Genomic DNA, 24,790 nt, shown 5'->3' on the forward strand with positions numbered 1-24,790 from the left:
CCGCCGGCGGGGGAGGCGGGCCGTCTTGGTTCAACCCGAGAGGTGTATGTGTCCAGGCTGCAAGCCGAGCACCTGTACAAGGTGTTCGGCAGACGACCCGATGACGCGGTGGAGAAACTCCGCCACGGAACCGACCGTGAAGAGCTGCGCGCGAAGGGGACCACCGCCGCGGTGATCGACGCGTCCTTCACCGTCGAACCGGGCCAGATCTTCGTCGTCATGGGTCTCTCCGGCTCCGGCAAGTCCACGTTGCTGCGCATGCTCAACGGGCTTTCGGAGCCGACGGCCGGGCAGGTGCTCTTCGACGGGCAGGACCTGACCAAGCTCAGCGCGCGCGAGCTGCGCGAGGTGCGCTCCAAGAAGATCAGCATGGTCTTCCAGCACTTCGCCCTGTTCCCGCACCGCAGCGTCCTCGAGAACGCCGCGTACGGCCTCGAGGTGCAGGGGCTGCCGCGCGCCGAGCGCGAGAAGCGGGCCCTGGAGGCCCTTGAGCTCGCCGGGCTCAAGGGCTGGGAGAAGTCCTGGCCCGACGAGCTGTCCGGCGGCATGCAGCAGCGCGTGGGCCTGGCCCGCGCGCTCGCCACGGACGCCGACCTGCTGCTCATGGACGAGTCGTTCAGCGCGCTCGACCCGCTGATCCGCCGCGACATGCAGGACCAGCTCCTGGAGCTGCAGAAGCGGCTGAAGAAGACCATCGTCTTCATCACCCACGACCTGAACGAGGCCATGCGCCTGGGCGACCAGATCGCCGTCATGCGCGACGGCCGCATCGTCCAGATCGGCACGTCCGAGGACATCCTCGTCACCCCGGCCAACGACTACGTCGCCGCGTTCACGCAGGACGTCGACCGGTCCCGGGTCCTGACCGCGGGCGCCATCATGGCCGACCCGGACAAGGACTTCGTGATGGCCGACGCCCCCGCGACGGTCACCGAGGACACCCCGATCATCGAGCTGTTCACGCCCTGCTCCACCAGCGGCGTGGCGGTCGCCGTGACCGGCGCCGACGGCAAGCTCGTCGGTGTCGTACCGCGGGCGCGGCTGCTTGCCGTGCTCGGAGAGCCCGCCCCGTCGGAGCCGCAGGACGCGGTCGTTCCGGCACAGCAGGCCAAGGACAACGGCGGCAAGAACGTGGGCAAGGTGAGCAGCGGTGCCTAGGATTCCCTTCGGCGACTGGGTCAATGACGCGGTCGAGTGGTCCAGAACCCATATGGACTGGCTGTTCGACTTCATCAAGACCCTCTTCCAGAACATGTGGGACGGCGTCTACGACGTCCTCTCCGGGCCCGAGCCGCTCCTGATGGCGGGCATCCTCGCCGTCGTCGCGTTCTGGCTGCGCGGTCTGCTCGGCGGTGTGCTCGCCTTCGCGGGCTTCGCGTTCATCGTGTCCCTGGAGTTGTGGGACAACGCGATGATGACGCTGTCCCTGGTGCTCGTCTCGACCTTCGTGGCGCTGGTGATAGCCGTGCCCGTGGGCATCTGGGCGGCCCGCTCCAAGACGGTCAGCGGCATCGTCAGGCCGGTCCTCGACCTGATGCAGACGCTGCCCGCGATGATCTACCTCATCCCGGCGCTGCTGTTCTTCCGCATGGGCGCCCCCGCGGGCATCGTCGCCACGATCGTCTTCGCGCTCGCCCCGGGCGTGCGCATGACGGAGCTCGGCATCCGCCAGGTCGACAAGGACCTGGTCGAGGCCGCCGACGCGTTCGGCACCACGCCCCGCAACACCCTCTTCCGGGTCCAGCTCCCGCTCGCGCTGCCGACGATCATGGCCGGTGTCAACCAGGTCATCATGCTCGGCCTCTCCATGGCCGCCCTGACCGGCATGGTCGGAACGCCGGGTCTCGGCGCCGACGTCAACGCCGCCATCGGCCAGCTCGACGTCGGCCTCGGCGCGGAGGCGGGCATCTCCATCGTGATCCTCGCCATCTACCTGGACCGCGTCACCAGCGGCCTGGGCGGCCAGGTCTCCCCGCTCGGACGCCGCGCGCTCGCCAAGCTGCGGGCCGCGCAGGGCCTCAACGTCTGGAACTACCGTCCCCGGCCCGTCGTCGCGATGGCCGGTGTCGTCGCCCTCGCGCTCGTCGCGGGCGGCATGGGCATCTTCGGCGACAGCGACGACGAGGCCGTGGCCGACTCCAAGAACGTGGGCCAGGGCAAGGAAGTCAAGATCGGCTACATCCCCTGGGACGAGGGCGTCGCCTCCACCTTCCTGTGGAAGGAGGCCCTGGAGCAGCGCGGCTTCAAGGTGACCACCAGCCAGCTCGAGGCCGGCCCGCTGTACACCTCCCTGGCGCAGGGCGACATCGACTTCCAGACCGACTCCTGGCTGCCGACGACGCACGCCTCGTACTGGAAGAAGTACGGCAAGGACCTGGAGGACCTGGGCTCCTGGTTCGGCCCCACGTCCCTGGAGCTGACCGTCCCCGCGTACATGAAGGACATCAACTCCCTCGAGGACCTCAAGGGCAAGGCCGGCACCTTCGACGGCAAGATCACCGGCATCGAGACGAGCGCCGGAATGATGGGCCTGCTCAAGGACAAGGTCCTGGACGCGTACGGCCTCAAGAAGGAGTACAAGGTCGTCGACGGCTCGACGCCCGCGATGCTCGCCGAGCTGAAGGCGGCGTACGCCAAGAAGGAGCCGATCGTCACCACCCTGTGGTCGCCGCACTGGGCCTACAGCGACTTCAAGCTGAAGAAGCTCAAGGACCCGAAGGGCGCCTGGGGCAAGGGCGACGGCGTGCACACGCTGGCGCGCAAGGGCTTCTCGAAGGAGAACCCGCAGATCGGCAAGTGGCTAAAGAACTTCAAGATGAGCGAGAAGCAGCTCACCAGCCTCGAAGCCGAGATCAACAAGGCGGGCAAGGGCAAGCAGCAGGAGGCCGTGCGCACCTGGCTGAAGAAGAACCCGGGCGTCCTCGACAAGATCGCGCCGCTGCCGAAGAACTCCGGCGGCGACGAGAACAAGCGCCCGCTGAAGGCCGCGTACTTCGCCTGGGACGAGAACATCGCCGTCACCCAGCTGTGGAAGCGCGTCCTGGAGAAGCGCGGCTACAAGATGGAGCTGACCCCGGCCGACGTCGGCCCCGCCTACACCGGCCTCGCGCAGGGCGACCTCGACCTCAACCTCGACGCCTGGCTGCCGACCGCCCAGAAGCAGTACTGGGACAAGAACAAGGCGAACCTCAAGGACCTCGGCTCCTGGTACAGCCCGACGTCCCTGGAGGTCGCTGTCCCGTCCTACGTCAAGGACGTGAAGTCCCTGGAGGACCTCAAGGGCAAGGGCGACAAGTTCAACGGCAAGATCATCGGCATTGAGCCGGGCACCGGCGTGATGCAGGCGCTCAAGGACAAGGTCCTGCCCGGGTACGGCCTGGAGGGCGAGTACGAGATCGCCGCGGGCTCGACCCCCGCGATGCTCTCCGAGCTGAAGTCCGCGTACGCCAAGAAGGAGCCGATCGCGGTCCTGCTCTGGTCGCCGCACTGGGCCTACAGCGAGTACGACCTCACCAAGCTGAAGGACCCCAAGGGCGGATTCGGCAAGGGCAACACGATCCGCACGCTCTCCAGCAAGGACTTCCCCGGCCAGTACCCGCAGCTCACGAAGTGGCTCAAGAACTTCAAGATGAGCGAGAAGCAGCTGGCGAGCCTGGAGAACGAGATCAACAAGGCGGGCAAGAACAACGAGCCCAAGGCCGTCGACGCCTGGCTGAAGAAGAACCCGGGCTTCGAGGAGAAGATGACGGCCGTGCAGTAGTCCGCAGCCGTCACCGTCCCCGAGGGGTGGGCCCCGCCGCACGGCGGGGCCCACCCCTCAGGGCGTTCCCGGGGCCCGGCGGCTTCCGGACACCGCGCGGGGGCGCCGCTCCCGGGGGATCCGGACAGGTGATCTACTGGCGCGTGCGGTCACCGTCCGCGCACGGCCCGTACGGGGCGCGCGGGGGCCCGCGGCGGCCGTAACCGGCGCCCGAAGCGCCCAACTGGGTAAAACCGTTTGGCGAACATGCGTAGGGTGCAGAAAACCCTTCAGGGTGACAGCGTCGGCCCGCCGGGGTGACGACGAGGGCAGGACGGCCGGTGCGCGCGGCAGCGGGGCCGGGAGCGGAAGAAGGGAGCCGGGGCCATGGACGAGCACAAGGAGACCCTCCGGGTGGGCGCGGCCGTGCGGCGTCGTCGGCGCCGCCTCGAGCTGACGCTCGCCGTCGTCGCCGGACGCAGCGGCCTTTCGGTGCCCTTCCTCAGCCAGGTCGAGAACGAGCGGGCCCGGCCCAGCATGCGCTCCCTGGAGCGGGTCGCCGACGCCCTCGGCACGACCGCCGTGGAACTGCTCGCCGCCGCCGACCCGGCCTGCACGGTCGACGTGGTGCGCGCCGACGACGACGTGAGCCTCGCGGGCGGCACTCCCGAGACGCATGTGCGGGACTTGGTCCGCGGCCACCACCAGCTGCACGCCTTCGAGTACGTCGGCGACCACGACGAGGGCCGCGAGTTCCAGCACCGCAACGACGAGCTGATGTACGTCATCGGCGGCGCCGTCGAGGTCGAGGCCGAGGGGCGGGCCTACCGCCTCGGGCCCGGCGACAGCCTGTATCTGACGGGCGGGGTGCGGCACCGCTGGCGCGCCACGGCCGCCGACGCCCGTGTCCTCGTCGTCGCGGTCGGCGACCACATCGAGGCCGTGGACGGCGAGCGGCGCTGAGCGATGCCCTCCGTGCGGGTGGTCTCCCTGGTGCCGTCGCTGACCGAGGCGGTCGCCGTGACCGCGCCCGGCGTCCTGGTCGGCGCGACCGACTGGTGCACGCACCCGGCGGACCTCGACGCCGTCCGGATCGGCGGCACCAAGAACCCTGACGTCCCGGCGATCGTGGCGCTCGCCCCCGACCTCGTGATCGCCAACGAGGAGGAGAACCGCGCCCCGGACATCGCGGCGCTGCGGGCGGCGGGCGTCGAGGTCCTCGTCACCGAGGTGCGGGGCCTCGACCAGGCGTTCCGCGAGCTGGAGCGGGTGCTCGCCGCGTGCGGCGCCGGGCGGCGGCCGGGGTGGCTGGTGGACGCGGAGGCCGCGTGGCGGGACGTCGGCGGCATCGCGGACCTCAGGGGCGCCGCCGCTACGGCCGAGGCAACCCGGCCGGGCGGGCGGCGGCTGCGGGCGGCGGTGCCGATCTGGCGCAGGCCCTGGATGGTCCTCGGGCGGGACACGTTCGCGGGGGACCTGCTTGCCCGCCTCGGTGTCGACAACGTGTACGCGGGGCACGCCGAGCGCTATCCCCGGGTCGCCATCGACGAGCTGCGGGACGCGGGGCTGGACTTGGTGGTCCTGCCGGACGAGCCGTACAGGTTCACACGGGACGACGGGCCGGAGGCGTTCCCGGAAGCGCTGCCCGCCGCGCTCGTCAGCGGCCGCCATCTCACGTGGTACGGGCCGTCGTTGGCCGAGGCGCCCGGGGTCCTTGGGGAGGCGCTGCGGGCCGCGTACGGCGGACGCGGCCCGAGGGGCTGACGCCCGAAAGCCGCCCGCGCCCCGGCCGCACCCCGCCCCGGGGACCGCTCAGCGCGGAGCCGCGAGCAGCTTGCCGCTGGCCACCCCGCGCAGGGTCTGCACCAGTGCCACCAGCCACGCCGACACGAGCACCACGAACAGCGCCACGGCCAGCCAGTCGTACGCCGCGAGGCCGGTGTGTCCGCCCAGGCCCTCGGCGCCCGTCACACACGTACCGACGGGGAAGGTGAAGGCCCACCAGGTCATCGCGAAGCCCATGCCGCGCCGCCGGGCGCGCAGCACCAGCGCGGTCGCGAGCGCGAGCCACAGCAGCGCGAAGCCCATGACGGGCACCCCGAACAGCACGGCGAAGGCGGCGAAGCCCTGGTCGTAGGGGGCGGGCAGGACGCCGGGGGCGACGTCGGCGAACTTGTTGGCGGCGGTGGTCGACTGGCCGAGGGGGCCGAGGACCAGGAACAGGGTGGGGGTGAGCGCGAGGGGCAGCGGGCCGTCGTGCACCAGGCGGGCGAAGATCAGGGGCAGCATCACCAGGGTGGCGAGCAGGCTCAGGCCGAACATCGCGAAACAGCCGTACAGCAGGGTCTGCTGGGCCTGACCCGCGGGCAGGTGCGGGACGAGCAGCGGGCCGACGGCCGCCGACACCATGGGCGCGACGACGGGCAGCAGCCACACGGGCGAGGCGCTGCCGGCCTGGACGCGGTGGCGGACCACCATCAGGTACGGGATGGTCACGGCTGCGGCGAGGCCGATGGCCGTACCGGCGGTGAACAGGACCGTGTCGAGGGCGACCGCGGCCGTGGTGCCGATCCAGTCGGAGCCGACGAGCACCGCGCCCGCGCCCACGGCGAGCAGCGCCATGGCCAGGCAGCCGTAGAACGGGGCCATGGCCGGATCGGCGAGGTGGGCGCGGGCCTGGTCGCGGTGGCGCACGTGGTGGACGGCGCGTGCGCCGAGCAGCGTCACCAGCATCACGAGCGACAGGGCCCATATCGCGGTCACGGCCGAGCGCAGGCCCGGGACGTCCACGGGCAGGGCGGCACCGGCGTTGGCGATGATGGCGGTGCCCATCACGGAGGCGTACCAGTTCGGTCCGAGGTGGCGGACGGCGGCCGCACGGGGCCCTCGGGCGGGGTGGGCCGGGGAGGGCGAGGCCGATGCGGGAAGGGGGGCGACGGTGACCATGACTCCACGGTGCGCCCGTCCGGCCGGGCCCACCAGGGATGTCTTCGCTATGAGGACATAACCTGGGCTTATGAGTGCTTCGGGCGAGGGCGAGGGCCAGGGCGGCGGGACATCGGCGCGGTCCGGTGCCGGTGCGGGCGGTGTGCCGGGTGCCGCCGACGCGTCGGGCGGTGCTTCTTGTACGACGGGTGGGGCGCCCTTGGCCCACCGAGTGCCCGACCTGGCTGCCCTCGAACTCCTCCTGGCGGTGGCGCGCCTCGGCAGTCTCGGCAGGGCCGCGCGGGAACTCGGCATCACCCAGCCCGCGGCCAGCGGGCGGATCCGGTCCATGGAGCGGCTGCTCGGCGTGGCCCTCGTGGACCGCTCGCCGCGCGGGTCGCGGCTCACCGGGGCGGGCGCGCTCGTCACCGACTGGGCGCGGCGGATCGTCGAGGCGGCCGAGGCCTTCGACGCGGGGGCGCAGGCGCTGCGGGACCGGCGGGACTCGCGCCTTCGGGTCGTGGCGAGCATGACCATCGCGGAGTATCTGCTGCCCGGCTGGCTCGTCGCGCTGCGCGCGCGGTGGCCGGACACGGCGGTGTCGCTGCTCGTCGGGAACTCGGCGGTGGTGGCCGAGCGGCTGCTCGCCGGGGAGGCCGACGTCGGGTTCGTCGAGGGGATCGGGGTGCCGGCCGGGCTCGACGGGGTCGTCGTCGCGCAGGACCGGCTCGTCGTGGTCGTCGCGCCCGGGCACGCCTGGGCGCGGCGGCGGGCGCCGATCGGGGCCGCGGAGCTGGCGGCTTCGCCGTTGATCCTGCGGGAGGAGGGGTCCGGTACGCGGGCCGTCCTGGACGCCGCGCTCGGGGGGCTCGCGCGGCCCCTGCTCGAACTGTCCTCGACCACCGCCGTGAAGTCCGCCGCCGTCAGCGGGGCCGGGCCCGCGGTGCTCAGTGAGCTGGCCGTGGGGGAGGAGCTTGCCGCTCGGCGGCTCGTCGGGATTCCCGTGGACGGGGTGCGGTTGCGGCGGGAGCTTCGGGCCGTGTGGCCGGTGGGGCACGTGCCGGCCGGGCCGGTGCGGCAGCTCTTGAGCTTGACCCGGGGGGTCGGGTGACCCTTGGCGTGGGGCGCCCTCCGTCGGCCTGCGCCCCGGCCACCCTCACCCTCAGCCCGGCCTGCGCCCCCGCGGTTTCTCCCACCCGCCCGCCCGTTTGCCCTTGGCCGCGGGGTGGGCGTCTCGCCTTCGCTCCGCCTGCGGTCCCCGGTCGTCCGCGTCGCGCCCTGCGGCTGCGCCCGCAGCTTCTCCCACCCGCCCACCCGTTTGCCCTTGGCCGCAGGGTGGGCGTCCCGCCTTCGCCCCGCCCGCGGTCCCCGGTCGACCGCGTCGCGCCCTCGGCCTGCGATCTGCGCGCCCTCGGCCTGGGGAGGGTGGGAGGGGTGAAGCACGGCCGACTGTGCGGGCGCGCTCAGGCCCCGGAACCCGCCGCCCCCACAAAACTCCTCATCACCCGTACGTCCACCCCCGCCTCCGGATGCCACTGCACTCCGAGGACCCACCCGGGAGCGGGCAGTTCGATGGCCTCGACGGTGCCGTCGTCGGCGTGGGCGGAGGGGATCAGGCCGGCGCCGAGGCGGTCCACGGCCTGGTGGTGGTAGGTGGGGACGTCGGTCGCGGGGTCGGGGACGATCTCGGCGTAGCGCGTGCCGGGGACGGGCTTCACGGTGTGGGCGCTGAAGACGCCGGGTGCCGCCGCGTGGCCGTCGAGGTGCTGGACGAGGGTGCCGCCGAGGGCGACGTTGAGGAGCTGCATGCCCCGGCAGATGCCGAGCAGGGGCGTGCCGGAGTCCAGCGCCGCCCGGATCAGGGCGAGTTCCCAGGCGTCCCGTTCGTGCGCGGGCGGCCCGGTGCGGTCCTCGCGCGGCGCGCCGTAGTGGGACGGGTCCACGTCGGGGCCGCCCGCGATGACGACGCCGTCGAGGCGGGCGACGACGTCGGCGGCGTACCGCGGATCGTCGGGCGGCACCATCGACGCGAGGCCGCCCGCGGCCTGGACCAGGCGCGGGTATCCGGCCGGCAGGAGGGCGGCCGGGAGCTCCCAGACGCCCCAACTCGCCTTCGTCTCCAGGTAGGTGCTGACGCCGATCAGCGGCCTGGTCGCCGCGTCCTTGGTGTTCAACGTGCTCAAGTCGCTCTCCGTGTTGCTGTGTTGCCGTGTCATGCCGTGTCATGCCGTGTCATGCCGTGTTATGTCGTGCTGTGCCGGGGGCGTTCCGGGGCCTGTGGTCGTCCTGGGCCGGTCGACGCTACTTCCGTTCCAGCTCCGCCTCCGCCTCCGCCAGCGCCGCGAACTCCTCCTCCGGGGCCCGTGCCACCAGATGCTTGCGGCTGTAGAGGCCGAAGTAGGCGATCGCCACGACGTACACGCCGAGGGCGATAAACGCCGCCGTGACGTCCACGAGGAACGTGGCGACCAGGGCCGCGCAGGCCAGGGCGAGGGCGACGGAGGAGGTGAGGATGCCGCCGGGGGTGCGGTAGGGGCGGGGGAGGTGCGGCTCGCGGCGGCGCAGGACGATGTGGGAGAGGGACATCAGGGCGTACGAGATGGTGGCGCCGAACACCGCCACGTTCAGCATGCGGGCGCCGTCTCCGGTGGCCGCCGCCAGGCTGAAGCCGATGGCGCCGGGCACGATGAGGCCCAGGTAGGGGGCCTTGCGGCTGCTGGTCAGGGACAGGAAGCGGGGCAGGTAGCCCGCGCGGGACAGGGCGAAGAGCTGGCGCGAGCCCGCGTAGATCAGCGAGAAGAACGAGGCGACCAGGCCCGCGAGGCCCGCGTAGTTGATGACGCGGCTGAGGGCCGTCGCCTCGCCATCCGGCTGGAGCGCGTCCACGAGCGGGTTGCCGGTGTCCTGGATCGCCGCCGAGCCGCGCGCCCCCGCGGAGGCGAAGAAGGTGAGCAGGGCGAGGGCGACCAGGATGCACAGGGACCAGCGGATGGCGCGCGGCAGGGTGCGCGCGGGGTCCTTGGTCTCCTCGGCGGCCAGCGGGACGCCCTCCACGCCGAGGAAGAACCACATGCCGAACGGGAAGGCCGCCCAGATGCCGAGGAGCCCCAGCGGCAGCCAGGAGTTGGAGCCGAACGCGTCGTGGTCGACGGCGATGTCGTTCAGGTGGGAGGCGTCGAAGTCCATGAACGCGCCGACGGCGAAGACGAGGAGCGCGGCCACCGCGATGCCGGTGACGACGAAGCTGAAGCGCAGCGCCTCGCCCACGCCCCACAGGTGGATCCCGATGAAGATCACGAAGCAGGCCAGATAGACGGGCCAGCCGGACTCCAGGCCGAAGAGGTTCAGGGACTCGACGTAGTCGCCGATGAAGATGGCGATGGCGGCGGGCGCGAGGATGTACTCGATGAGGATCGCCGTGCCGGTGAGGAAGCCGCCCCAGGGGCCGAGCGCCCGGCGCGCGAAGCCGTAGCCGCCGCCCGCCGTGGGCAGCACGGACGACAGCTCGGCGAGCGAGAAGACCATGCACGCGTACATGACGCCCATGAGCGCCATGGCGATGCCGAGGCCGCCGAAGCCGCCCTCCTTGAGGCCGGAGTTCCAGCCGGAGAAGTCGCCGGAGACGACGTAGGCGACGCCGAGGCCGGTGAGCAGGACCCAGCCCGCGTTGCCGCGGCGCAGGGCCCGCCGTTCCAGGTAGTCGTCGGGTTCCCCGGTGGTGCTGACCTTCGATGGCTCGGTGGACTCCAGGCTCATGGGCACGGCTCCCTGCGGCGGCATTCAACGGCACTCAATGGAATGGAGCCATACCTTTGCGGTGGTGAGGGTCAGAAAGCAAGACCCTTGCGTTACGCCGTGGTTAATCGAGCGAGCCGCGGGGGAGCGGGGGTGTGCGCGCCCGCGCTCCCCGGCCCGGTTCCCGGGCGCCGCCGCGCCCCCGCCCGCCGCGCGCCTCCGCCTCAGGTCAGGAACCCCCGCAGCAGCGCCGCCGTCCCCCCGCAGTGCTCGCGCATCATCTCCCGCGCGCCGTCCGCGTCGCCGTCGAGCACCGCCTCCACGAGCGCGGTGTGCTGGCGCTGGGAGTGCTCCAGGTTCCGTACCAAAAGGGGGATGCAGTCCAGGAGCTCGTTGACCGTGGCGCGGACCGCGGCGTACTGCGCGGTGAGCGACGGGGAGCCGGACAGCTCGGCCAGGGTGAGGTGCAGCAGGGTGTCCTGGCGGCGGTATTCGGCGAGCGGCGCGTCATGGGTGCGGGCGAGGGCATCCCGCAGCCGCCCCGCCTGTCCTTCGTCGAGCCCGTGCGCGGCGCACAGGCCCGCCGCGCCCACCTCCAGGACCTCCCGGAAGCGCAGCGCGTCCTCCACGTCCACGTCCGCGATGCGCCGGCGCAGCTCGTCCTCGCCCGCCGCCTCCGGGCGCGGGCGCACGAACGTGCCGCCGTAGCGCCCCCGGCGCGACTCCACGAGCCCCTGGTCCTGGAGCACCTTCAGGACCTCGCGCAGCGTGACCCGGCTGATCCCGAGCCGGTCGGCGAGCTCCCGCTCGGCCGGAAGCCGCTCCCCGCCCGGCACCAGGCCGAGGCGGACCACCTGGAGGATCTGCTCCAGGGCCTCCTCGAAGCCGTTGCCCGCCCGGACCGGACGCAGGACCTGCGTCAGCCGGTCGTCACCCCGCAGGTGCGAGTCGTCCGTCTCCGCGTGCGACATCTGCCCGTACCCCCTTCCCAAGCAATGGTTCTCGGCAATACCTTATGGCCACTCGGCTGACCCAAGGAGGCTTTTCCCGTGGCAGACCGCACACCCCCGCTCGGCATCGAGGAGCTGCGTGCTCTCGTGGCGAGCGGCGAGATCGACACTGTCGTCCTGGCCTTCCCCGATATGCAAGGGCGGCTCCAGGGCAAGCGGTTCGCCGCCCGGTTCTTCCTCGACGAGGTCCTCGAGCACGGCACGGAGGGCTGCAACTACCTTCTCGCCGTCGACACGGAGATGAACACGGTCGACGGATACGCGATGTCCTCCTGGGACCGCGGCTACGGCGACTTCGCCATGCACGCCGACGTCTCCACCCTGCGCCGCGTCCCCTGGAACGAGGGCACGGCCCTGCTTATGGCCGACCTCGCCTGGAACGACGGCGAGCCCGTCGTGGCCGCCCCGCGCCAGATACTGCGCCGCCAGCTGGACCGCCTCGCCGAGCTCGGCTACAGCGCCCACGTCGGCACGGAGCTGGAGTTCATCGTCTTCAAGGACACCTACGAACAGGCCTGGGACGCGGGGTACAAGGACCTGACGCCCGCCAATCAGTACAACATCGACTACTCCGTCCTCGGCACCGGACGCATCGAGCCGCTCCTTCGCCGCATCCGCAACGACATGGCCGCCGCGGGCCTGACCGTGGAGTCCGCCAAGGGCGAGTGCAACCCCGGCCAGCACGAGATCGTGTTCCGCTACGACGAGGCCCTCGTCACCTGCGACCAGCACTCCATCTACAAGACGGGCGCCAAGGAGATCGCCTCGCAGGAGGGCGTCTCGCTCACCTTCATGGCGAAGTACAACGAGCGCGAGGGCAACTCCTGCCACATCCACCTCTCGCTCCAGGACGCCGACGGCAACAACGCCATGGCCGGGGACGGGCCCGGGGGCATGTCCGACGTGATGCGGCACTTCCTCGCCGGTCAGCTGACGGCGCTGCGCGACTTCTCGCTCCTGTACGCGCCCAACATCAACTCCTTCAAGCGCTTCCAGCCGGGCTCCTTCGCGCCGACGGCCGCCGCCTGGGGCTACGACAACCGCACCTGCGCGCTGCGCGTCGTCGGCCACGGCCGGTCCCTGCGCTTCGAGAACCGGCTGCCCGGCGGCGACGTCAACCCCTACCTGGCCGTCGCCGGCCTGGTCGCCGCGGGCCTGTACGGCATCGAGCAGAAGCTGGAACTGCCCGAGGCCTGCACCGGCAACGCCTACACCGGCGACTACGAACACGTCCCGACGACGCTCCGCGAGGCCGCCGAGCTGTGGGAGAACAGCCCCGTCGCCAAGGCCGCCTTCGGCGACGAGGTCGTCGCGCACTACCGCAACATGGCGCGGGTCGAGCTGGACGCCTTCGACGCCGCGGTGACCGACTGGGAGCTCCGCCGCTCCTTCGAACGCATGTGAGGCACTTCCTTGCTCGATTCCCTTCAGGTACTGAATCCGGCGACGGAGGACGTCGTCGCGACCGTCCCCGCCGCCACCGCAGAGGACGTCGACGCGGCCGTGGCGCGCGCCGCCGCGGCGCAGGTGGCATGGGCCGCCGCGGCCCCCGCCGACCGCGCCAGGCTGCTGCGCCGCTTCGCCGCCGTCATCGACGGACACGTCGAGGAACTGGCGCGGTTGGAGGTGCGCGAGGCCGGTCACGTCATCGGCAACGCGCGCTGGGAGGCGGGCAACGCCCGCGATCTGTTCGACTACGCGGCCGGCGGCGCCGAGCGCCTCAACGGGCGCCAGATCCCCGTGTCCGGCGGCCTGAACGTCACGATCCTCGAACCCCTCGGCGTCATCGGCGTCATCGCGCCCTGGAACTTCCCGATGCCCATCGCCGCCTGGGGCACCGCCCCGGCCCTCGCGGCGGGCAACGCGGTCGTCCTCAAGCCCGCGGAGACGACGCCCCTGACCGCCCTGCGCCTGGCCGAACTCGCCCTGGAGGCGGGCCTTCCCGAGGGCCTGTTCCAGGTCCTGCCCGGTGAGGGCGCCGTCGCCGGGAACGCGCTCGTCGAGCACCCGGGCGTCGCCAAGATCGTGTTCACAGGGTCCACCCGCGTCGGCAAGCAGATCATGGCCAAGTGCGCGGACCGCGTGAAGCGCCTGACCCTGGAGCTCGGCGGCAAGAGCCCCAACATCGTCTTCGCCGACGCCGACGTGGAGGCCGCCGCCCTCGCCGCGCCCGGCTCCTTCCTCGACAACTCAGGACAGGACTGCTGCGCCCGCACCCGCATCCTCGTCGAGCGCTCCGCGTACGACCGCTTCGTCGAGGTCCTGGAGCCCGCCGTCGAGTCGTACGTCGTCGGGGACCCGGCCGACGAGAAGACGCAGATGGGGCCGCTGATCTCCCGGGCCCAGCTGGAGCGGGTGCGGTCCTACGTGCCCGCGGGCACCGGCATCCGCGGCAGCGCCCCCGAGGGGCCGGGCTTCTGGTTCCCGCCGACCGTGCTCACCGACGCCGGGCCGACCTCCGCGGTGGCCGTCGAGGAGGTCTTCGGGCCCGTCGCCGTGGTCCTGCCGTTCGATGACGAGGCCGACGCGGTGCGCCTCGCCAACGCCACCGAGTACGGCCTCTCCGGCTCGATCTGGACGCGGGACGTGGGCCGGGCGCTGCGCGTCTCGCAGGCGGTGCGGGCCGGGAACCTGTCCGTCAACTCGCACTCCAGCGTGCGCTATTGGACCCCCTTCGGCGGCTACGGCCTGTCCGGCCTCGGGCGTGAGCTCGGCCCGGACGCCCTCGCCGCCTTCACCGAAACCAAGAACGTCTTCATCAGCACGGAAGGGCCCGCCCAGTGACCCAGGCTCAGGAAAACATCTGCCGCCGCCTCGTCGGCCGCACCGCCGTCATCACCGGCGCCGGCAGTGGCATCGGCCTCGCCACCGCCCGCCGTCTCGCCGCCGAGGGCGCGAACGTGGTGTGCGGCGACATCGACGAGATCGCGGGCAAGAAGGCCGCAGAGGAGGTCGGCGGCACCTTCGTGAAGGTCGACGTGACCGACGCCGAGCAGGTCGAGGCGCTGTTCAAGACGGCGTACGACACCTATGGCTCCGTTGACGTCGCCTTCAACAACGCGGGCATCTCGCCGCCCGACGACGACTCCATCCTGGACACCGGCCTGGAGGCCTGGAAGCGCGTCCAGGAGGTCAACCTCACCTCCGTCTACCTGTGCTGCAAGGCCGCCATCCCCTACATGCGGCGCCAGGGCAAGGGCTCCATCATCAACACGGCCTCGTTCGTGGCCCGGATGGGCGCGGCCACCTCGCAGATCTCCTACACCGCGTCCAAGGGCGGCGTCCTCGCCATGTCCCGCGAGCTGGGCGTGCAGTTCGCCCGCGAGGGCATCCGCGTGAACGCGCTGTGCCCCGGCCCGGTGAACACCCCGCTGCTCCAGGAGCTGTTCGCCAAGGACCCCGAGCGCGCCGCCCGCCGCCTCGTGCACATCCCCGTGGGCCGTTTCGCCGAGGCCGAGGAGCTCGCCGCCGCGGTCGCGTTCCTCGCCAGCGACGACTCGTCGTTCGTGAACGCCACGGACTTCCTGGTCGACGGCGGCATCTCCGGGGCGTACGTCACGCCCCTGTAGTCCACCCCGCCTGTAGTTCACCTCTCCTGTAGTTCACCCAGAGGCAACCGACCTGTCAGCCGGGCGTCGTGAGGCGCCCGGCTGACCTGCGTAGACAGGCACCGTGTTCATGAAGATCAAGCGCCGCCTGGCCGCCGCGGCGGCCGCCCTCGCCGTGGCAGGGACCGGCCTCGCCACCACCGCCCAGGCCGCCGGGACCGAGCAGCCCCCGCACCGCACCCCCGCGAAGTGCCCCGCCCTCACCGTCTCCCAGGGCTGGTACGCCGACAACAAGGCCCGCCTCCAGGGCCTCCTCGACACCTACGGCCGCTGCGGGGACAGCTACGACGAGCGCCACAAGCCCCTCGCCGTCTTCGACTGGGACAACACGGTCATCAAGAACGACGTGGGCGACGCCACGATGTTCTGGATGCTGCGCAACGGCAAGATACGCACCCCCGAGCGCGGCGACTGGCGCACCACGAGCCGCTACCTCACCGCGCCCGCCGCCAAGGCCCTGGCCAGGGCCTGCCCGGCCACCGGCCGCACCCTGCCCACCCGCACGAACACGGCCTGCGCCGACGAGATCGCCGCCGTGTACGGCGAGGGCGCCACGACCACCGGCAAGGCCGCCTTCGCCGGGTTCGACCACCGCCGCATGGAGCCGCAGTACGCCTGGCTCGCCCAGCTCCTGCGCGGCTGGAGCCCCGCCCGCGTCAAGGACTTCGCGGCCGCCGCCCGCGCCGAGAACCTCGCCGCGCCCGTCGGCGCCGAACAGCGCGTCGGCACCGGCAAGGTCACCGGCTGGGCGCGCTACTACGACCAGCAGCGCGATCTGATCCGCACCCTGAAGAAGGCCGGGTTCGACGTGTACGTCGTCTCCGCGTCGCCCGAGCCGGTCGCCGAGGTCTGGGCGCAGGGCGTGGGCCTCGACGCCCGGCACACCCTCGGCATCCGCAACGTCACCCGCGACGGCCGCCTCACCGCCCGCCTGAAGGGCTGCGGCTCCGTCGAGGACGGCGCCGACTCGATGATCACGTACATCGACGGCAAGCGCTGCGCCATCAACGAGCGGATCCTCGGCGTGCGCGGCAAGGCCGCCGAGAAGGTCCAACCGGCCGCGAAGCGCCAGGTGTTCGCCGCGGGCGACTCCGACACCGACGTGTCCTTCCTGCGCGACGCGACCGGCCTGAGGCTCGTCCTGAACCGCAACAAGGCCGAGCTGATGTGCCGCGCCTACGACGACCGCGACCGGCGCTGGCTGATCAACCCCATGTTCATCGAGCCCAAGGGCAAGCAGTCCGCGCCCTACCCGTGCGCCACCACCGGCTACACGGAGCGGGACGGCACTCAGGGCCCCGTGCGCCGTTCGGACGGAACGGTCATAGAGGACCAACGGGACACCGTGTACGGGGGTTCAACCGCCCCGTAGGACTGCTGTACCGTCCACGCACATGCGTAACAGAAACGTTCTGGCGTTGACGCTGGCCTCGGCCGCCGCCCTGGTGGCCGGGCCCGTCACGCTTCCCGCTGCCGCCGCCACGGCCGCGCCCGCGCCGCACCCCGGCGCCCACTGTCCCCAGCTGTCGAAGAAGCTCTCCTGGTACGGCGACAACCGCGCCCGCCTCGAGAAGGTCATCGACGAGCGGGGCACCTGTTCCAACCCGCACCTCGGTCACGGCACCAAGCGCCCGGTCGCCGCCTTCGACTGGGACAACACCATCACCAAGAACGATGTCACCGACGCCACCATCAGCTGGGCGCTGCGGCACGACAAGATCCTGCGCCCCAAGAGCTGGAAGTCCTCCAGCAAGTGGATGACGGCCGCGGGCCACCGCGCCCTGACCAAGGCCTGCGGCACCAAGGTTGCTGTCGGCAAGCCGCTGCCCACCTCCACGAACGGTGCCTGCGCCGACGAGATCCTCCAGATCCGCGAGGACGGCACCACGATGAGCGGCGCCGCCGCCTTCGAGGGCACGTGGAACCACCGTCGCACCGTTCCGCAGTACGCCTGGGTGCCCCAGCTGTTCGCCGGACGCACCGTCAAGCAGCTGGAGTCGTACGCGAAGAAGGCCCGCACGGAGGCCCTCGCCGCGCCGATCGGCACCACCCGCACCATCGGCAGCCACACCGTGCCGGGGTACGTGCGCTACTACGACCAGCAGCGCGATCTGATCCGCACCCTGAAGAAGGCCGGGTTCGACGTCTACATCGTCTCCGCGGGCTCCGAGCCCGTCGCCGAGGTGTGGTCGCGGAGCGTCGGCATCGACCGCGCGCACACCGTCGCCATCCGCTCCGTCCTCGACGGCAAGGGCCGCATCACCACCTGGAACCAGGGCTGCGGCGGCGTCGGCGTCAACAAGGGCGACGTCATCCCGTACATCGACGGCAAGCGCTGCTTCGTCAACCAGGAGATCTACCGGGTCAAGGGCAAGAAGGCCTGGGACAAGCAGCGCTGGAGCAAGCGCATCGCGATCGGCGGCGGCGACGCCGACACCGACGTGACGTTTGTCGGCGACGCCACCGGCGCGCACCTCGTGCTGAACCGCAACAAGGGCGAGTTCATGTGCCGGGCGTACGACAACGCCGACGGGCGCTGGGTCGTGAACCCCATGTTCATCGAGCCGCTGCCGCAGAAGAGCGGCACCTACCCGTGCTCCACGTCCGCCTACAACGCGCCGGACGGCGGCAGGACGCCCGTGCTGCGCGGCGACGGCTCCGTGGTGCCCGACCAGGTCGACTCGGTGTACTGACTCGGTGCACTGACTCGGTGCGCCGAGAGGTGTACTGAGACCGGACTGCGGGTGACGGGCCGGGTTCCGCGCGGAACCCGGCCCGCTCTGGTTGGTGGTGGCTCGGGGCCACGTCCTAGAGTGCCGGGATGAGCATGACGCCTCCTCCCGGCTGGTACCCGGACCCGTCGACGCCCGGCACCGAGCGCTGGTGGGACGGCTCCGCGTGGACCGAGCACCGGCGGGCGCCCGCCGCCCCCACGGTGCCTGTCGGGTACCAACCGGCAGAGCCGCAGCCGGGCTTCGCCACCACCGTGATGCAACCGGTGCCCGCGGGCGGCGGGAGCGGCGGCAACCGTGCCAAGACCGTCGCCATCTGCGCGGCCGGCGCCGTCCTCGTCGCCTCCATCGTCACCGGCGTCGTCGTGCTCCAGGGCGACGACGGCGACCCGCAGGGCAGCACCGCGCCCACGACGTCGGCGGTGGCGGACCCGAGCCCGACGGAGTCCTCCCCGGCGCCGGAGACGTCCGCGCCCGACGAGGACCCCGACACCATCGTCGACCAGCTCAACGGCATCACGCTGCCGGTGCCGACCGGCTGGGAGAAGGCCGAGAACACCGTCGGGGACGAACTCACCCTGCAGACCCCCGACACCTACGACTGCCCCGGCGACCCCGGCCTCTGCCGCCAGGGAAAGATCACGTCGAGCACGGCCACGGGCACCGACGAGCGCTCGCCGGAGAAGCTCGCCAAGAAGGACATCAAGGACGCGGTCGACGCCGCGTACGACGAGGACTCCATCGGCCGCGAACCCTTCGGCGGCATGACCGGGCACCAGCAGGTCAAGGCGGGCACGGTCGCGGTCGGTGGCCGCAGCGGCTACTTCGTGCGCTGGCGCGTCCACACCGAGAAGGGCCCCGGCGGGTACGTCCAGTCCCTCGCGTTCCCGTCCAGCACCGGCTCCGAGGCGATGGTCATCGTCCGCTTCACCATCGACGCGGCGAAGGGCGCGCCGCCGCTGTCCGACATCGACAAGGTCATCAAGGGCATCAGGCCGGTGGGGGACAGCGAGACGGGCGGAGGAGTGGGGAACAGCGTCGAGCCGACGCCGTGAACCGACGCCGTGAGGCGGGGCCGACGGGCGGGGCTGACGGCAGGGGGGCCGTATCGCCGGAGGGCTAGAGGAAGGTGTGGCCCTCGCCGCGGTACGTCGGGACGCTGCCCGTCACCCGGTCGCCCTCCACCAGGTACAGCTTCTCGAACCGCTCGCACAGCTCACCGGCCTTGGCGTGCCGGAACCACACCTTGTCGCCGATGCGCAGGTCGTCCGCGGGCGGCCCGATGAGCGGGGTCTGCACCTCGCCCGCGCCCTCCTGCGGGTCGTACCGCAGCCCGTCCGGCAGATACGGCACCGGTGAGCGGTCGGCCCCCGCGACGCCCGACGCCGGATAGCCGCCGCCGAGCACGGTGACCACACCGGGCCCCGGCCTGCGCACGACCGGCTGGGCGAACAGGGCGGCCGGACGCCCGCTGAACGACGTGTAGTTGTCGAAGAGCCGCGGCACGTAGAGCCCCGACCCCGCGGCGATCTCGGTCACCGCGGCCTCGGCGGCGGTGTGCTGGACGCTGCCCGTGCCACCGCCGTTCACGAACTCCAGGCCCGGCGCCGCGGCCCGGACCGCGCGGATGGTCGCGGCACGGCGGTCCGCCAGCTCCTTGCGGGCGGCGGCCTGCATCATCCGCACGGCCCGCGACTTGGCCGGATGCCCCTCGACGGCGTCCCCGACCCCGGCCACATGACCCTCGTACGCCATCACGCCCACGAGCCGGAAACCGGGCCTCCTGACGATCGCCCGGGCCAGGGCCGCGACCTGCGCGGGCTCGTGCAGCGGCGAGCGCCGTGCGCCGATCCGCACCCGGCCGCCGAGCAGCTTCAGGGCGGTGTCCAACTCCAGGCACACCCGGACCTCTTCGCGGCCGCCGTCGCGGGCGTCGTCGATGAGCCGCAGCTGCGCCGGGTCGTCGACCATGACGGTGACGGCTGCGGCGAGCTTGGGGTCGCCGGTCAGCTCCGCGAAGGCGGCGCGGTCGGCGGAGGGGTAGGCGAGCAGGACGTCGCCGAAGCCGGAGCGGGCGAGCCACAGGGACTCCGCCAGGGTGTACGACATGATGCCCGCGAACCCGTCCCGGGCGAGCACCCGCTCCAGGAGCGCCCGGCACCGCACGGACTTGCTCGCCACCCGGATCGGCTTGCCCCCGGCCCGCCGCACCAAGTCGTCGGCGTTGGCGTCGAACGCCTCCAGGTCGACGACGGCGAGCGGCGCGTCGAGGTGCGCGGTGGCCCGGTCGTAACGGGCCCGGTCTGCGGCTCGGCCTCTCATGAACGCAGCCTGCCAGACGTGGCTACCGCAGGGTAGGGGATGATCCGGGCAGATCACCCGGGGCCGCGGCCTTGTGCCCGTGGGCGCCGGGTCAGCCCGTAGAGTGACGCGCACGCAGGGAGCGCGCGACGCGACGGAACGGGGGGTGCATGAGCACGGAGGCGCGACGGCCCCCCGTCCCCCCACGTCCCGGCACCCCACCACGGGTGCCGCCGCCCGCACGCGACGTGACCGACCCTCCACCCGAGCCTGCCGCGCCGGGTTCGACGACTGCTCCATTCGGCCCTGCGGGGAGGGCCTCCGGTTCGGCTCGGACGGCTCCTGAGTCCGTGGGGGCGGCGTCCGCGACTTCCGGCTCGGCCGGGGCGGCCACTGAACCTGCGGGGGCGGCGTCCACGACTTCCGGCTCGGGCGCGGGTGCGTTCGGCAGCGCGCTCGCTCCGGGTGTTCCGTCCGTTCCGCCCGTGCCGTCCGTTCCGCCCGCCCCGGCGGAGCCGCCGCCTCCGGTCGCGACCGCGCGCTTTCCCGATGTCCGCCCGCCGACGGCTCGTGCTGAGGTGCCGCGGGGAGCGGGCGAGGGCTCGGCTGGTGGTGCGACCCGTGGCCCGTCCCATGGTGATACGTCTCTGCGGGGTACGGGGGGCGGTGCGGGCGCGTCCGGTGCCTCGGGCACGGTTGGTGCCGGTGCCGGTGCCGGTGCCGGTGCCGGTGCCGGTGCCGGTGCTGGTCGTGGTGGTGATGGTGCTGGTGGCGCGAGCAGTGCTGGTGGTGCGTCCGAGGCGGACGACGGTGGCGACCTCGACGAGGAGCCGTCGGTGGACGACCAGGACTCGCTGGTCGCGGACTTGATGGCGCCGTTCGACCGGGTGCGGCCTCCGAAGCCCGCACGGGAGGACGCCGCCGCCGAGCGGATGCCGGACACGTCTCCGCCGCCGCCCGCCTCGGCGCGCCTGCCGGACGCGCCTCCGTCCGTGCCGCCGCCCGCCGAGGGCCTTGCCCCGGGTACCGCGGGTACGAGCGGCACCTCGCCGGTGCCGCCCCGTCCGAGCACCCCCAACCCGCTCCCCGCCGTGCCGACTTCACGTCCACGCCCAGCGGCGGCCCGGGCCACCGCCGTCCCCGCGATGCCGACGACGGCACCAGGGGTGCCCGCGCGCCCGTCGAGCCCTCCCGCCTCCGTGCCGAACACCGGGGAACGGGGTGCCGCCGAGTCGCCGGGTACGCAGGACCGACCTGACGCTGCGGCTTCGGCGCTGGGTGCGAGGGGCTTGGGCGCGGACATTGCTTCTGCCCCGGGTGCGGCCACCGCTCCTGCCCCGGGTGCGGGCAATCCACCTGCCGAAGCCGCCGCCGGTACCGCGCCGAGCGCGCAGGGCCGACGTACCGCTGCCCACACGGCCCCGGCCACGAAGGACCTGCGCACCGCCGCTCCTGCCCCGGACGTGAGTGACCCCCGCACCACCGCCGCCGCCCGCCAACTGGCCACACCCGCAACGCCGTTGGGTCCGCCCTCCGCCTCGGCGGGTCGCATCCAGCCCGAGACGGGCGGGAGCAGCCCCGTGCCCCCCGCGCGCACGAGCGCGACCCCCGCCGCACCCCAAGCCCCCGCCGCACCGCAGTCCCGACCCGGCGTCGCCCCGCCGTCGATCCCCGCGCCGCGCGATGGTGGCCCGCAGGGGCCGGACGGCGGGGAGACGGAAGGCCGGAGCGGTGGGGCCCCCGGCGTCACCGCCGCCGGAACGGGGGCCGTGCGGGCCTTTGCCGCGCGGCGGACCGCTGCCGCTCGTCGGGCCGTCGGGGCCGTGGATCTGACGCCGGGGCCCGACACGGGCCGGCCCTTCGTGTTTCTCGCGCGGCCCGCGCTGTACGACGACACCACCACCCGGCTGCGCCCCGTCGGCGCCTGGGTGCGGCCCCGTGCGGCGGCCGCCGCGGCCTGTGTGGTGCTCGGGCTCGGGCTCATCGGCGGTGCGGCGACGGGGAGTTGGCTGACGGGGGAGTCGGACGCGGCGGGCGGCTCGCGGAACGCGTACGTCGAGGCGGGGGAGCTGTGGCACAGCGTGCCCGTCGACGAACTGTTCCCGCCCTCGATCAAGGGCGAGGGCGCGGGCCCCGGCGGCGCCGACCGCACCTGGAACCGCGTCGCCGTCGCCCCCGACAGCACCTGCAAGGACGCCTTCGACCCCCTGCTCCGCAAGGCCCTCGCCCCTGCGGGCTGCCTGCGCCTGCTGCGCGCCACGTACGCGGACGCGACCCGCAGCCACGTCACCACCGTCGGCCTGCTGTTCACGAAGGCGGACGCCGAGGCGATGCGGGCCCTGCGCACCCGGTTCACCGAGGAAGGCCTCGACTCCCGGCCGGACCTGATGCCCCGTCCGTACGCGGCCAAGGGCACCCTGGCCGCCGGCTTCGGCGACCTCCAGCGCGCCACCTGGACCCTGTCCGTCCTGCCCGACGCCCCCGTCGTCGCCTACGCCGTCTCCGGCTTCGCCGACGGCCGCGCCGTCACCGACCCGGAACCCGCCGCCGAGGCCATGAAGGCGGACGCCACCTCCGCCCCCGGCCAGGCGGGGCTCGGCAACGACGCGAAGGGCATCGCCGACCGCGTCGAGCGAGGCCTGCGCAAGACCGTCACCGCGGCCACGGAGAAGTCCTCATGACCCTGCGCGTACTGCGCATTGCGGCGGTCACCGCCCTCGCCACCACCTGCGTGCTGCTGCCCGCCACCGGCACCGCGTACGCCGACGACGGCATCCGCGCCCAGCAGTGGGCCCTCGACGTGATGCGCACCGACGAGGCCTGGCGCACCACCAAGGGCGAGGGCGTCACCGTCGCCGTGCTCGACACCGGTGTGGACGCCTCCCACCCCGACCTCGTCGGCAACGTCCTGACCGGCAAGGACATGGTCGGCTTCGGGGCCCGCCGCGGCGACAGGTCCTGGGCCCGGCACGGCACCGCCATGGCCGGGATCGTCGCCGGTCACGGGCACGGCGCGGGCCGCCGCGACGGTGTGCTCGGCATCGCCCCCGAAGCCCGGATCCTGCCGGTCCGGGTGATCCTCGAAGACGGCGACCCCGCCCGCAAGAAGGCCCGCTCCACCCGCGGCAACGCCCTCGCCGAAGGCATCCGCTGGGCCGCCGACCACGGCGCCGACGTCATCAACCTCTCCCTCGGCGACGACTCCAAGTCCGCCCACCCGGAGCCGACGGAGGACGCCGCCGTCCAGTACGCGCTGCGCAAGGGCGCCGTCGTCGTCGCCTCGGCGGGCAACGGCGGCGAACGCGGCGACCACATCTCGTACCCCGCCGCCTACCCCGGCGTCATCGCCGCCACCGCCGTCGACAGCAACGGCGTGCGCGCCCCCTTCTCCACCCGCCGCTGGTACGCCACCGTCGCCGCGCCCGGCGACGACGTCGTGATCGCCGACCCCAACCGCAGGTACTACGAGGGCTGGGGCACCAGCGCCGCGGCCGCGTTCGTCTCCGGCGCCGTCGCCCTCATCCGCGCCGCCCACCCCGGCCTCGGCCCCGCCGAGATCAAGAAGCTCCTGCGGGACACCGCACGCGACACCCCGGCCGGCGGCCGCGACGACTCCCGCGGCTTCGGCCTCATCGACCCGGTCGCCGCCCTCGCCCGCGCCGACAGGATCAAGCCCCAGTCCCTGCGGACGACGGCCCGCACCGACAAGTACTTCGGCCCCGGCCCGGACAAGGCGCCCGCGGACGAAGGACCCGCGGGCTGGGTCGGCCCCCTGGCCGGAGGCCTCGGAGTGGCCCTGCTGGCGGCGGGCGTGTGGCTCTGGCGGGGGCGGGCGGCTTCGGCACGCCGGTAGGGCGGGTGCTGTCAGGCGCGGGTGGCCTCGTGTGCCGGTGGGTGGCCTCGTGTGCCGGTGCGGGAGCCCGGTGGCGCGGGAGGGCGGCCCGCGAGCGCCGTCCCACGGCGGGCTAGGGTCGGACCGTGGCGAACAAGAACATTCCCGACTCCCCCTTCTCCGACGACGACGGGTCGCCCGACCCCGCGCTGCGGGCGGCGCTCGGTGCCTGGGCCGAGGACCGGACCGCCCACGGGCCCGTGCTCGCGGCGCTCGCGGAGGCCCGGCTCCTCGTGCCTGTCGTCGCCGTGCTCGGTGAAGTAGAGGAGGACGAGAACGGACTGCGGCGCGAGAAGACCAGCGACATGGCCGTGCCCACCCTCAAGGCGGGCCACCGCACCGCCCTGCCCGCCTTCACCTCCACCGAGGCCCTGGCCCTGTGGGACCCCGAGGCCCGCCCCGTCGCCGTACCGCTGCACCAGGCGCTCCAGGCCGCCGCGCACGAGAAGGCCGACACGATCGTGCTCGACCTCGCGGGCCCCGTCCCGTACGAGCTGAACCGGCCCGCCCTGATCGCCCTCGCCGAGGGCCGCCGCAGCACCGACGCGCTCACGGACCCGGCCGTCGTCGACGCGGTGCGGGCCGTCGTCGCCGCCGAGCCCGCCGTGCTCCGCGCCCACCTCGGCCCCGGCACGGCCGACGGCACCCTCGCCCTGGTCCTCGACCCCACCGCCCCGCAGGCCGCCGCCCAGCGCGTCGCCGAAGCGCTCGCGGCCGACGAAACGCTGAGGGCCCGCCTGGTGCGCGGCCTCGACCTGGCACTCCTGCCGACCGAGGCGACGCCACCGGGCGAGCCGCTCTACGTACGCTGACGCGTGCGTGCCTTCCTGCTCTGACGTGCGCGCGGT

General features: G+C 73.0%; 19 protein-coding genes. 14 read left to right on the forward strand and 5 right to left on the reverse strand.

Annotation, left to right across the window (positions count from 1 at the left end):
* Window positions 1-48: 48 nt before the first annotated feature.
* From OO63_RS01225 to OO63_RS01240, 4 genes are all read left to right on the forward strand, one after another.
* Window positions 49-1,158, forward strand: a complete 1,110-nt coding sequence (locus OO63_RS01225; RefSeq protein WP_033263691.1) for a quaternary amine ABC transporter ATP-binding protein — start codon at window positions 49-51, stop codon at window positions 1,156-1,158.
* Complete coding sequence (locus OO63_RS01230; protein WP_030356268.1) at window positions 1,151-3,760, forward strand: ABC transporter permease/substrate binding protein; 2,610 nt, start codon at window positions 1,151-1,153, stop codon at window positions 3,758-3,760. Before OO63_RS01225 ends, OO63_RS01230 begins: the two co-directional genes overlap by 8 nt.
* A gap of 366 nt (window positions 3,761-4,126) precedes the next feature.
* A complete protein-coding gene (locus tag OO63_RS01235) occupies window positions 4,127-4,702 on the forward strand; it encodes a helix-turn-helix domain-containing protein (protein WP_030356269.1) in 576 nt (191 codons plus the stop codon).
* A gap of 3 nt (window positions 4,703-4,705) precedes the next feature.
* The gene (locus tag OO63_RS01240) at window positions 4,706-5,503 is read left to right on the forward strand and encodes a helical backbone metal receptor (RefSeq protein WP_030356270.1); all 798 of its coding nucleotides are present in this window, start codon (window positions 4,706-4,708) and stop codon (window positions 5,501-5,503) included.
* Between the two features lie 48 nt (window positions 5,504-5,551).
* On the opposite strand, the gene OO63_RS01245 is transcribed toward OO63_RS01240, so the two are convergent.
* Window positions 5,552-6,685, reverse strand: coding sequence for a TDT family transporter (locus tag OO63_RS01245; protein WP_030356271.1), 1,134 nt, complete (start codon window positions 6,683-6,685; stop codon window positions 5,552-5,554).
* A 70-nt stretch (window positions 6,686-6,755) separates the two neighbouring features.
* Between OO63_RS01245 and OO63_RS01250 the strand changes: the two genes are divergently transcribed.
* Window positions 6,756-7,775 (forward strand): LysR family transcriptional regulator, encoded by a 1,020-nt coding sequence (locus OO63_RS01250; RefSeq protein WP_030356272.1) that lies wholly within the window; start codon window positions 6,756-6,758, stop codon window positions 7,773-7,775.
* A gap of 352 nt (window positions 7,776-8,127) precedes the next feature.
* On the opposite strand, the gene OO63_RS01255 is transcribed toward OO63_RS01250, so the two are convergent.
* The 3 genes from OO63_RS01255 to OO63_RS01265 all read right to left on the reverse strand — a co-directional run bounded on the left by OO63_RS01255 (window position 8,128) and on the right by OO63_RS01265 (window position 11,370).
* A complete protein-coding gene (locus OO63_RS01255) occupies window positions 8,128-8,847 on the reverse strand; it encodes a gamma-glutamyl-gamma-aminobutyrate hydrolase family protein (protein WP_234310968.1) in 720 nt (239 codons plus the stop codon).
* Window positions 8,848-8,965: 118 nt separating this feature from the next.
* On the reverse strand, window positions 8,966-10,420 hold the full coding sequence (gene eat, locus OO63_RS01260) for an ethanolamine permease (protein WP_030356274.1): 1,455 nt from the start codon (window positions 10,418-10,420) through the stop codon (window positions 8,966-8,968).
* A 203-nt stretch (window positions 10,421-10,623) separates the two neighbouring features.
* Window positions 10,624-11,370 (reverse strand): FadR/GntR family transcriptional regulator, encoded by a 747-nt coding sequence (locus tag OO63_RS01265; protein WP_051810402.1) that lies wholly within the window; start codon window positions 11,368-11,370, stop codon window positions 10,624-10,626.
* 78 nt (window positions 11,371-11,448) lie between these two features.
* Between OO63_RS01265 and OO63_RS01270 the strand changes: the two genes are divergently transcribed.
* The 6 genes from OO63_RS01270 to OO63_RS01295 all read left to right on the forward strand — a co-directional run bounded on the left by OO63_RS01270 (window position 11,449) and on the right by OO63_RS01295 (window position 18,804).
* A complete protein-coding gene (locus OO63_RS01270) occupies window positions 11,449-12,813 on the forward strand; it encodes a glutamine synthetase family protein (protein ID WP_030356276.1) in 1,365 nt (454 codons plus the stop codon).
* A gap of 9 nt (window positions 12,814-12,822) precedes the next feature.
* Complete coding sequence (locus OO63_RS01275) at window positions 12,823-14,193, forward strand: aldehyde dehydrogenase family protein (protein ID WP_030356277.1); 1,371 nt, start codon at window positions 12,823-12,825, stop codon at window positions 14,191-14,193.
* On the forward strand, window positions 14,190-14,978 hold the full coding sequence (locus OO63_RS01280; protein WP_030356278.1) for a 3-oxoacyl-ACP reductase: 789 nt from the start codon (window positions 14,190-14,192) through the stop codon (window positions 14,976-14,978). The genes OO63_RS01275 and OO63_RS01280 overlap by 4 nt, the downstream gene beginning before the upstream one ends.
* 109 nt (window positions 14,979-15,087) lie before the next feature.
* A complete protein-coding gene (locus OO63_RS01285; RefSeq protein WP_030356279.1) occupies window positions 15,088-16,389 on the forward strand; it encodes an HAD family hydrolase in 1,302 nt (433 codons plus the stop codon).
* 22 nt (window positions 16,390-16,411) lie between these two features.
* The gene (locus OO63_RS01290; protein ID WP_030356280.1) at window positions 16,412-17,710 is read left to right on the forward strand and encodes an HAD family hydrolase; all 1,299 of its coding nucleotides are present in this window, start codon (window positions 16,412-16,414) and stop codon (window positions 17,708-17,710) included.
* 128 nt (window positions 17,711-17,838) lie between these two features.
* Entirely contained in the window at window positions 17,839-18,804 is a 966-nt protein-coding gene (locus tag OO63_RS01295; protein WP_030356281.1) for a DUF2510 domain-containing protein, read from the forward strand.
* A 64-nt stretch (window positions 18,805-18,868) separates the two neighbouring features.
* Here the strand turns inward: OO63_RS01295 and OO63_RS01300 are convergent, their stop codons facing one another.
* Window positions 18,869-20,071 carry an amino acid deaminase/aldolase gene (locus OO63_RS01300; protein WP_030356282.1) on the reverse strand — a complete coding sequence of 401 codons (1,203 nt, stop codon included), beginning with the start codon at window positions 20,069-20,071 and terminating at the stop codon, window positions 18,869-18,871.
* Between the two features lie 1,802 nt (window positions 20,072-21,873).
* Between OO63_RS01300 and OO63_RS01305 the strand changes: the two genes are divergently transcribed.
* The 3 genes from OO63_RS01305 (at window position 21,874) to OO63_RS01315 (ending at window position 24,754) form a co-directional block, all read left to right on the forward strand.
* Window positions 21,874-22,731, forward strand: coding sequence for a hypothetical protein (locus OO63_RS01305; protein WP_100112249.1), 858 nt, complete (start codon window positions 21,874-21,876; stop codon window positions 22,729-22,731).
* Window positions 22,728-23,903, forward strand: coding sequence for a type VII secretion-associated serine protease mycosin (mycP, locus tag OO63_RS01310; RefSeq protein ID WP_030356284.1), 1,176 nt, complete (start codon window positions 22,728-22,730; stop codon window positions 23,901-23,903). Before OO63_RS01305 ends, mycP begins: the two co-directional genes overlap by 4 nt.
* A gap of 125 nt (window positions 23,904-24,028) precedes the next feature.
* Entirely contained in the window at window positions 24,029-24,754 is a 726-nt protein-coding gene (locus OO63_RS01315; RefSeq protein WP_030356285.1) for an SseB family protein, read from the forward strand.
* Window positions 24,755-24,790: the final 36 nt, after the last annotated feature.

The organism is Streptomyces alboflavus (assembly GCF_000716675.1).
Taxonomy (GTDB): domain Bacteria; phylum Actinomycetota; class Actinomycetes; order Streptomycetales; family Streptomycetaceae; genus Streptomyces; species Streptomyces alboflavus.

Bases quoted from the DNA above. Each gene is read 5' to 3' on its own strand.
- OO63_RS01235 (WP_030356269.1), top strand. From the start codon at position 4,127: ATGGACGAGCACAAGGAGACCCTCCGGGTGGGCGCGGCCGTGCGGCGT.
- OO63_RS01240 (WP_030356270.1), top strand. From the start codon at position 4,706: ATGCCCTCCGTGCGGGTGGTCTCCCTGGTGCCGTCGCTGACCGAGGCG.
- OO63_RS01245 (WP_030356271.1), bottom strand. From the start codon at position 6,685: ATGGTCACCGTCGCCCCCCTTCCCGCATCGGCCTCGCCCTCCCCGGCC.
- OO63_RS01250 (WP_030356272.1), top strand. From the start codon at position 6,756: ATGAGTGCTTCGGGCGAGGGCGAGGGCCAGGGCGGCGGGACATCGGCG.
- eat (WP_030356274.1), bottom strand. From the start codon at position 10,420: ATGAGCCTGGAGTCCACCGAGCCATCGAAGGTCAGCACCACCGGGGAA.
- OO63_RS01265 (WP_051810402.1), bottom strand. From the start codon at position 11,370: ATGTCGCACGCGGAGACGGACGACTCGCACCTGCGGGGTGACGACCGG.
- OO63_RS01285 (WP_030356279.1), top strand. From the start codon at position 15,088: ATGAAGATCAAGCGCCGCCTGGCCGCCGCGGCGGCCGCCCTCGCCGTG.
- OO63_RS01290 (WP_030356280.1), top strand. From the start codon at position 16,412: ATGCGTAACAGAAACGTTCTGGCGTTGACGCTGGCCTCGGCCGCCGCC.
- OO63_RS01295 (WP_030356281.1), top strand. From the start codon at position 17,839: ATGAGCATGACGCCTCCTCCCGGCTGGTACCCGGACCCGTCGACGCCC.
- OO63_RS01300 (WP_030356282.1), bottom strand. From the start codon at position 20,071: ATGAGAGGCCGAGCCGCAGACCGGGCCCGTTACGACCGGGCCACCGCG.
- mycP (WP_030356284.1), top strand. From the start codon at position 22,728: ATGACCCTGCGCGTACTGCGCATTGCGGCGGTCACCGCCCTCGCCACC.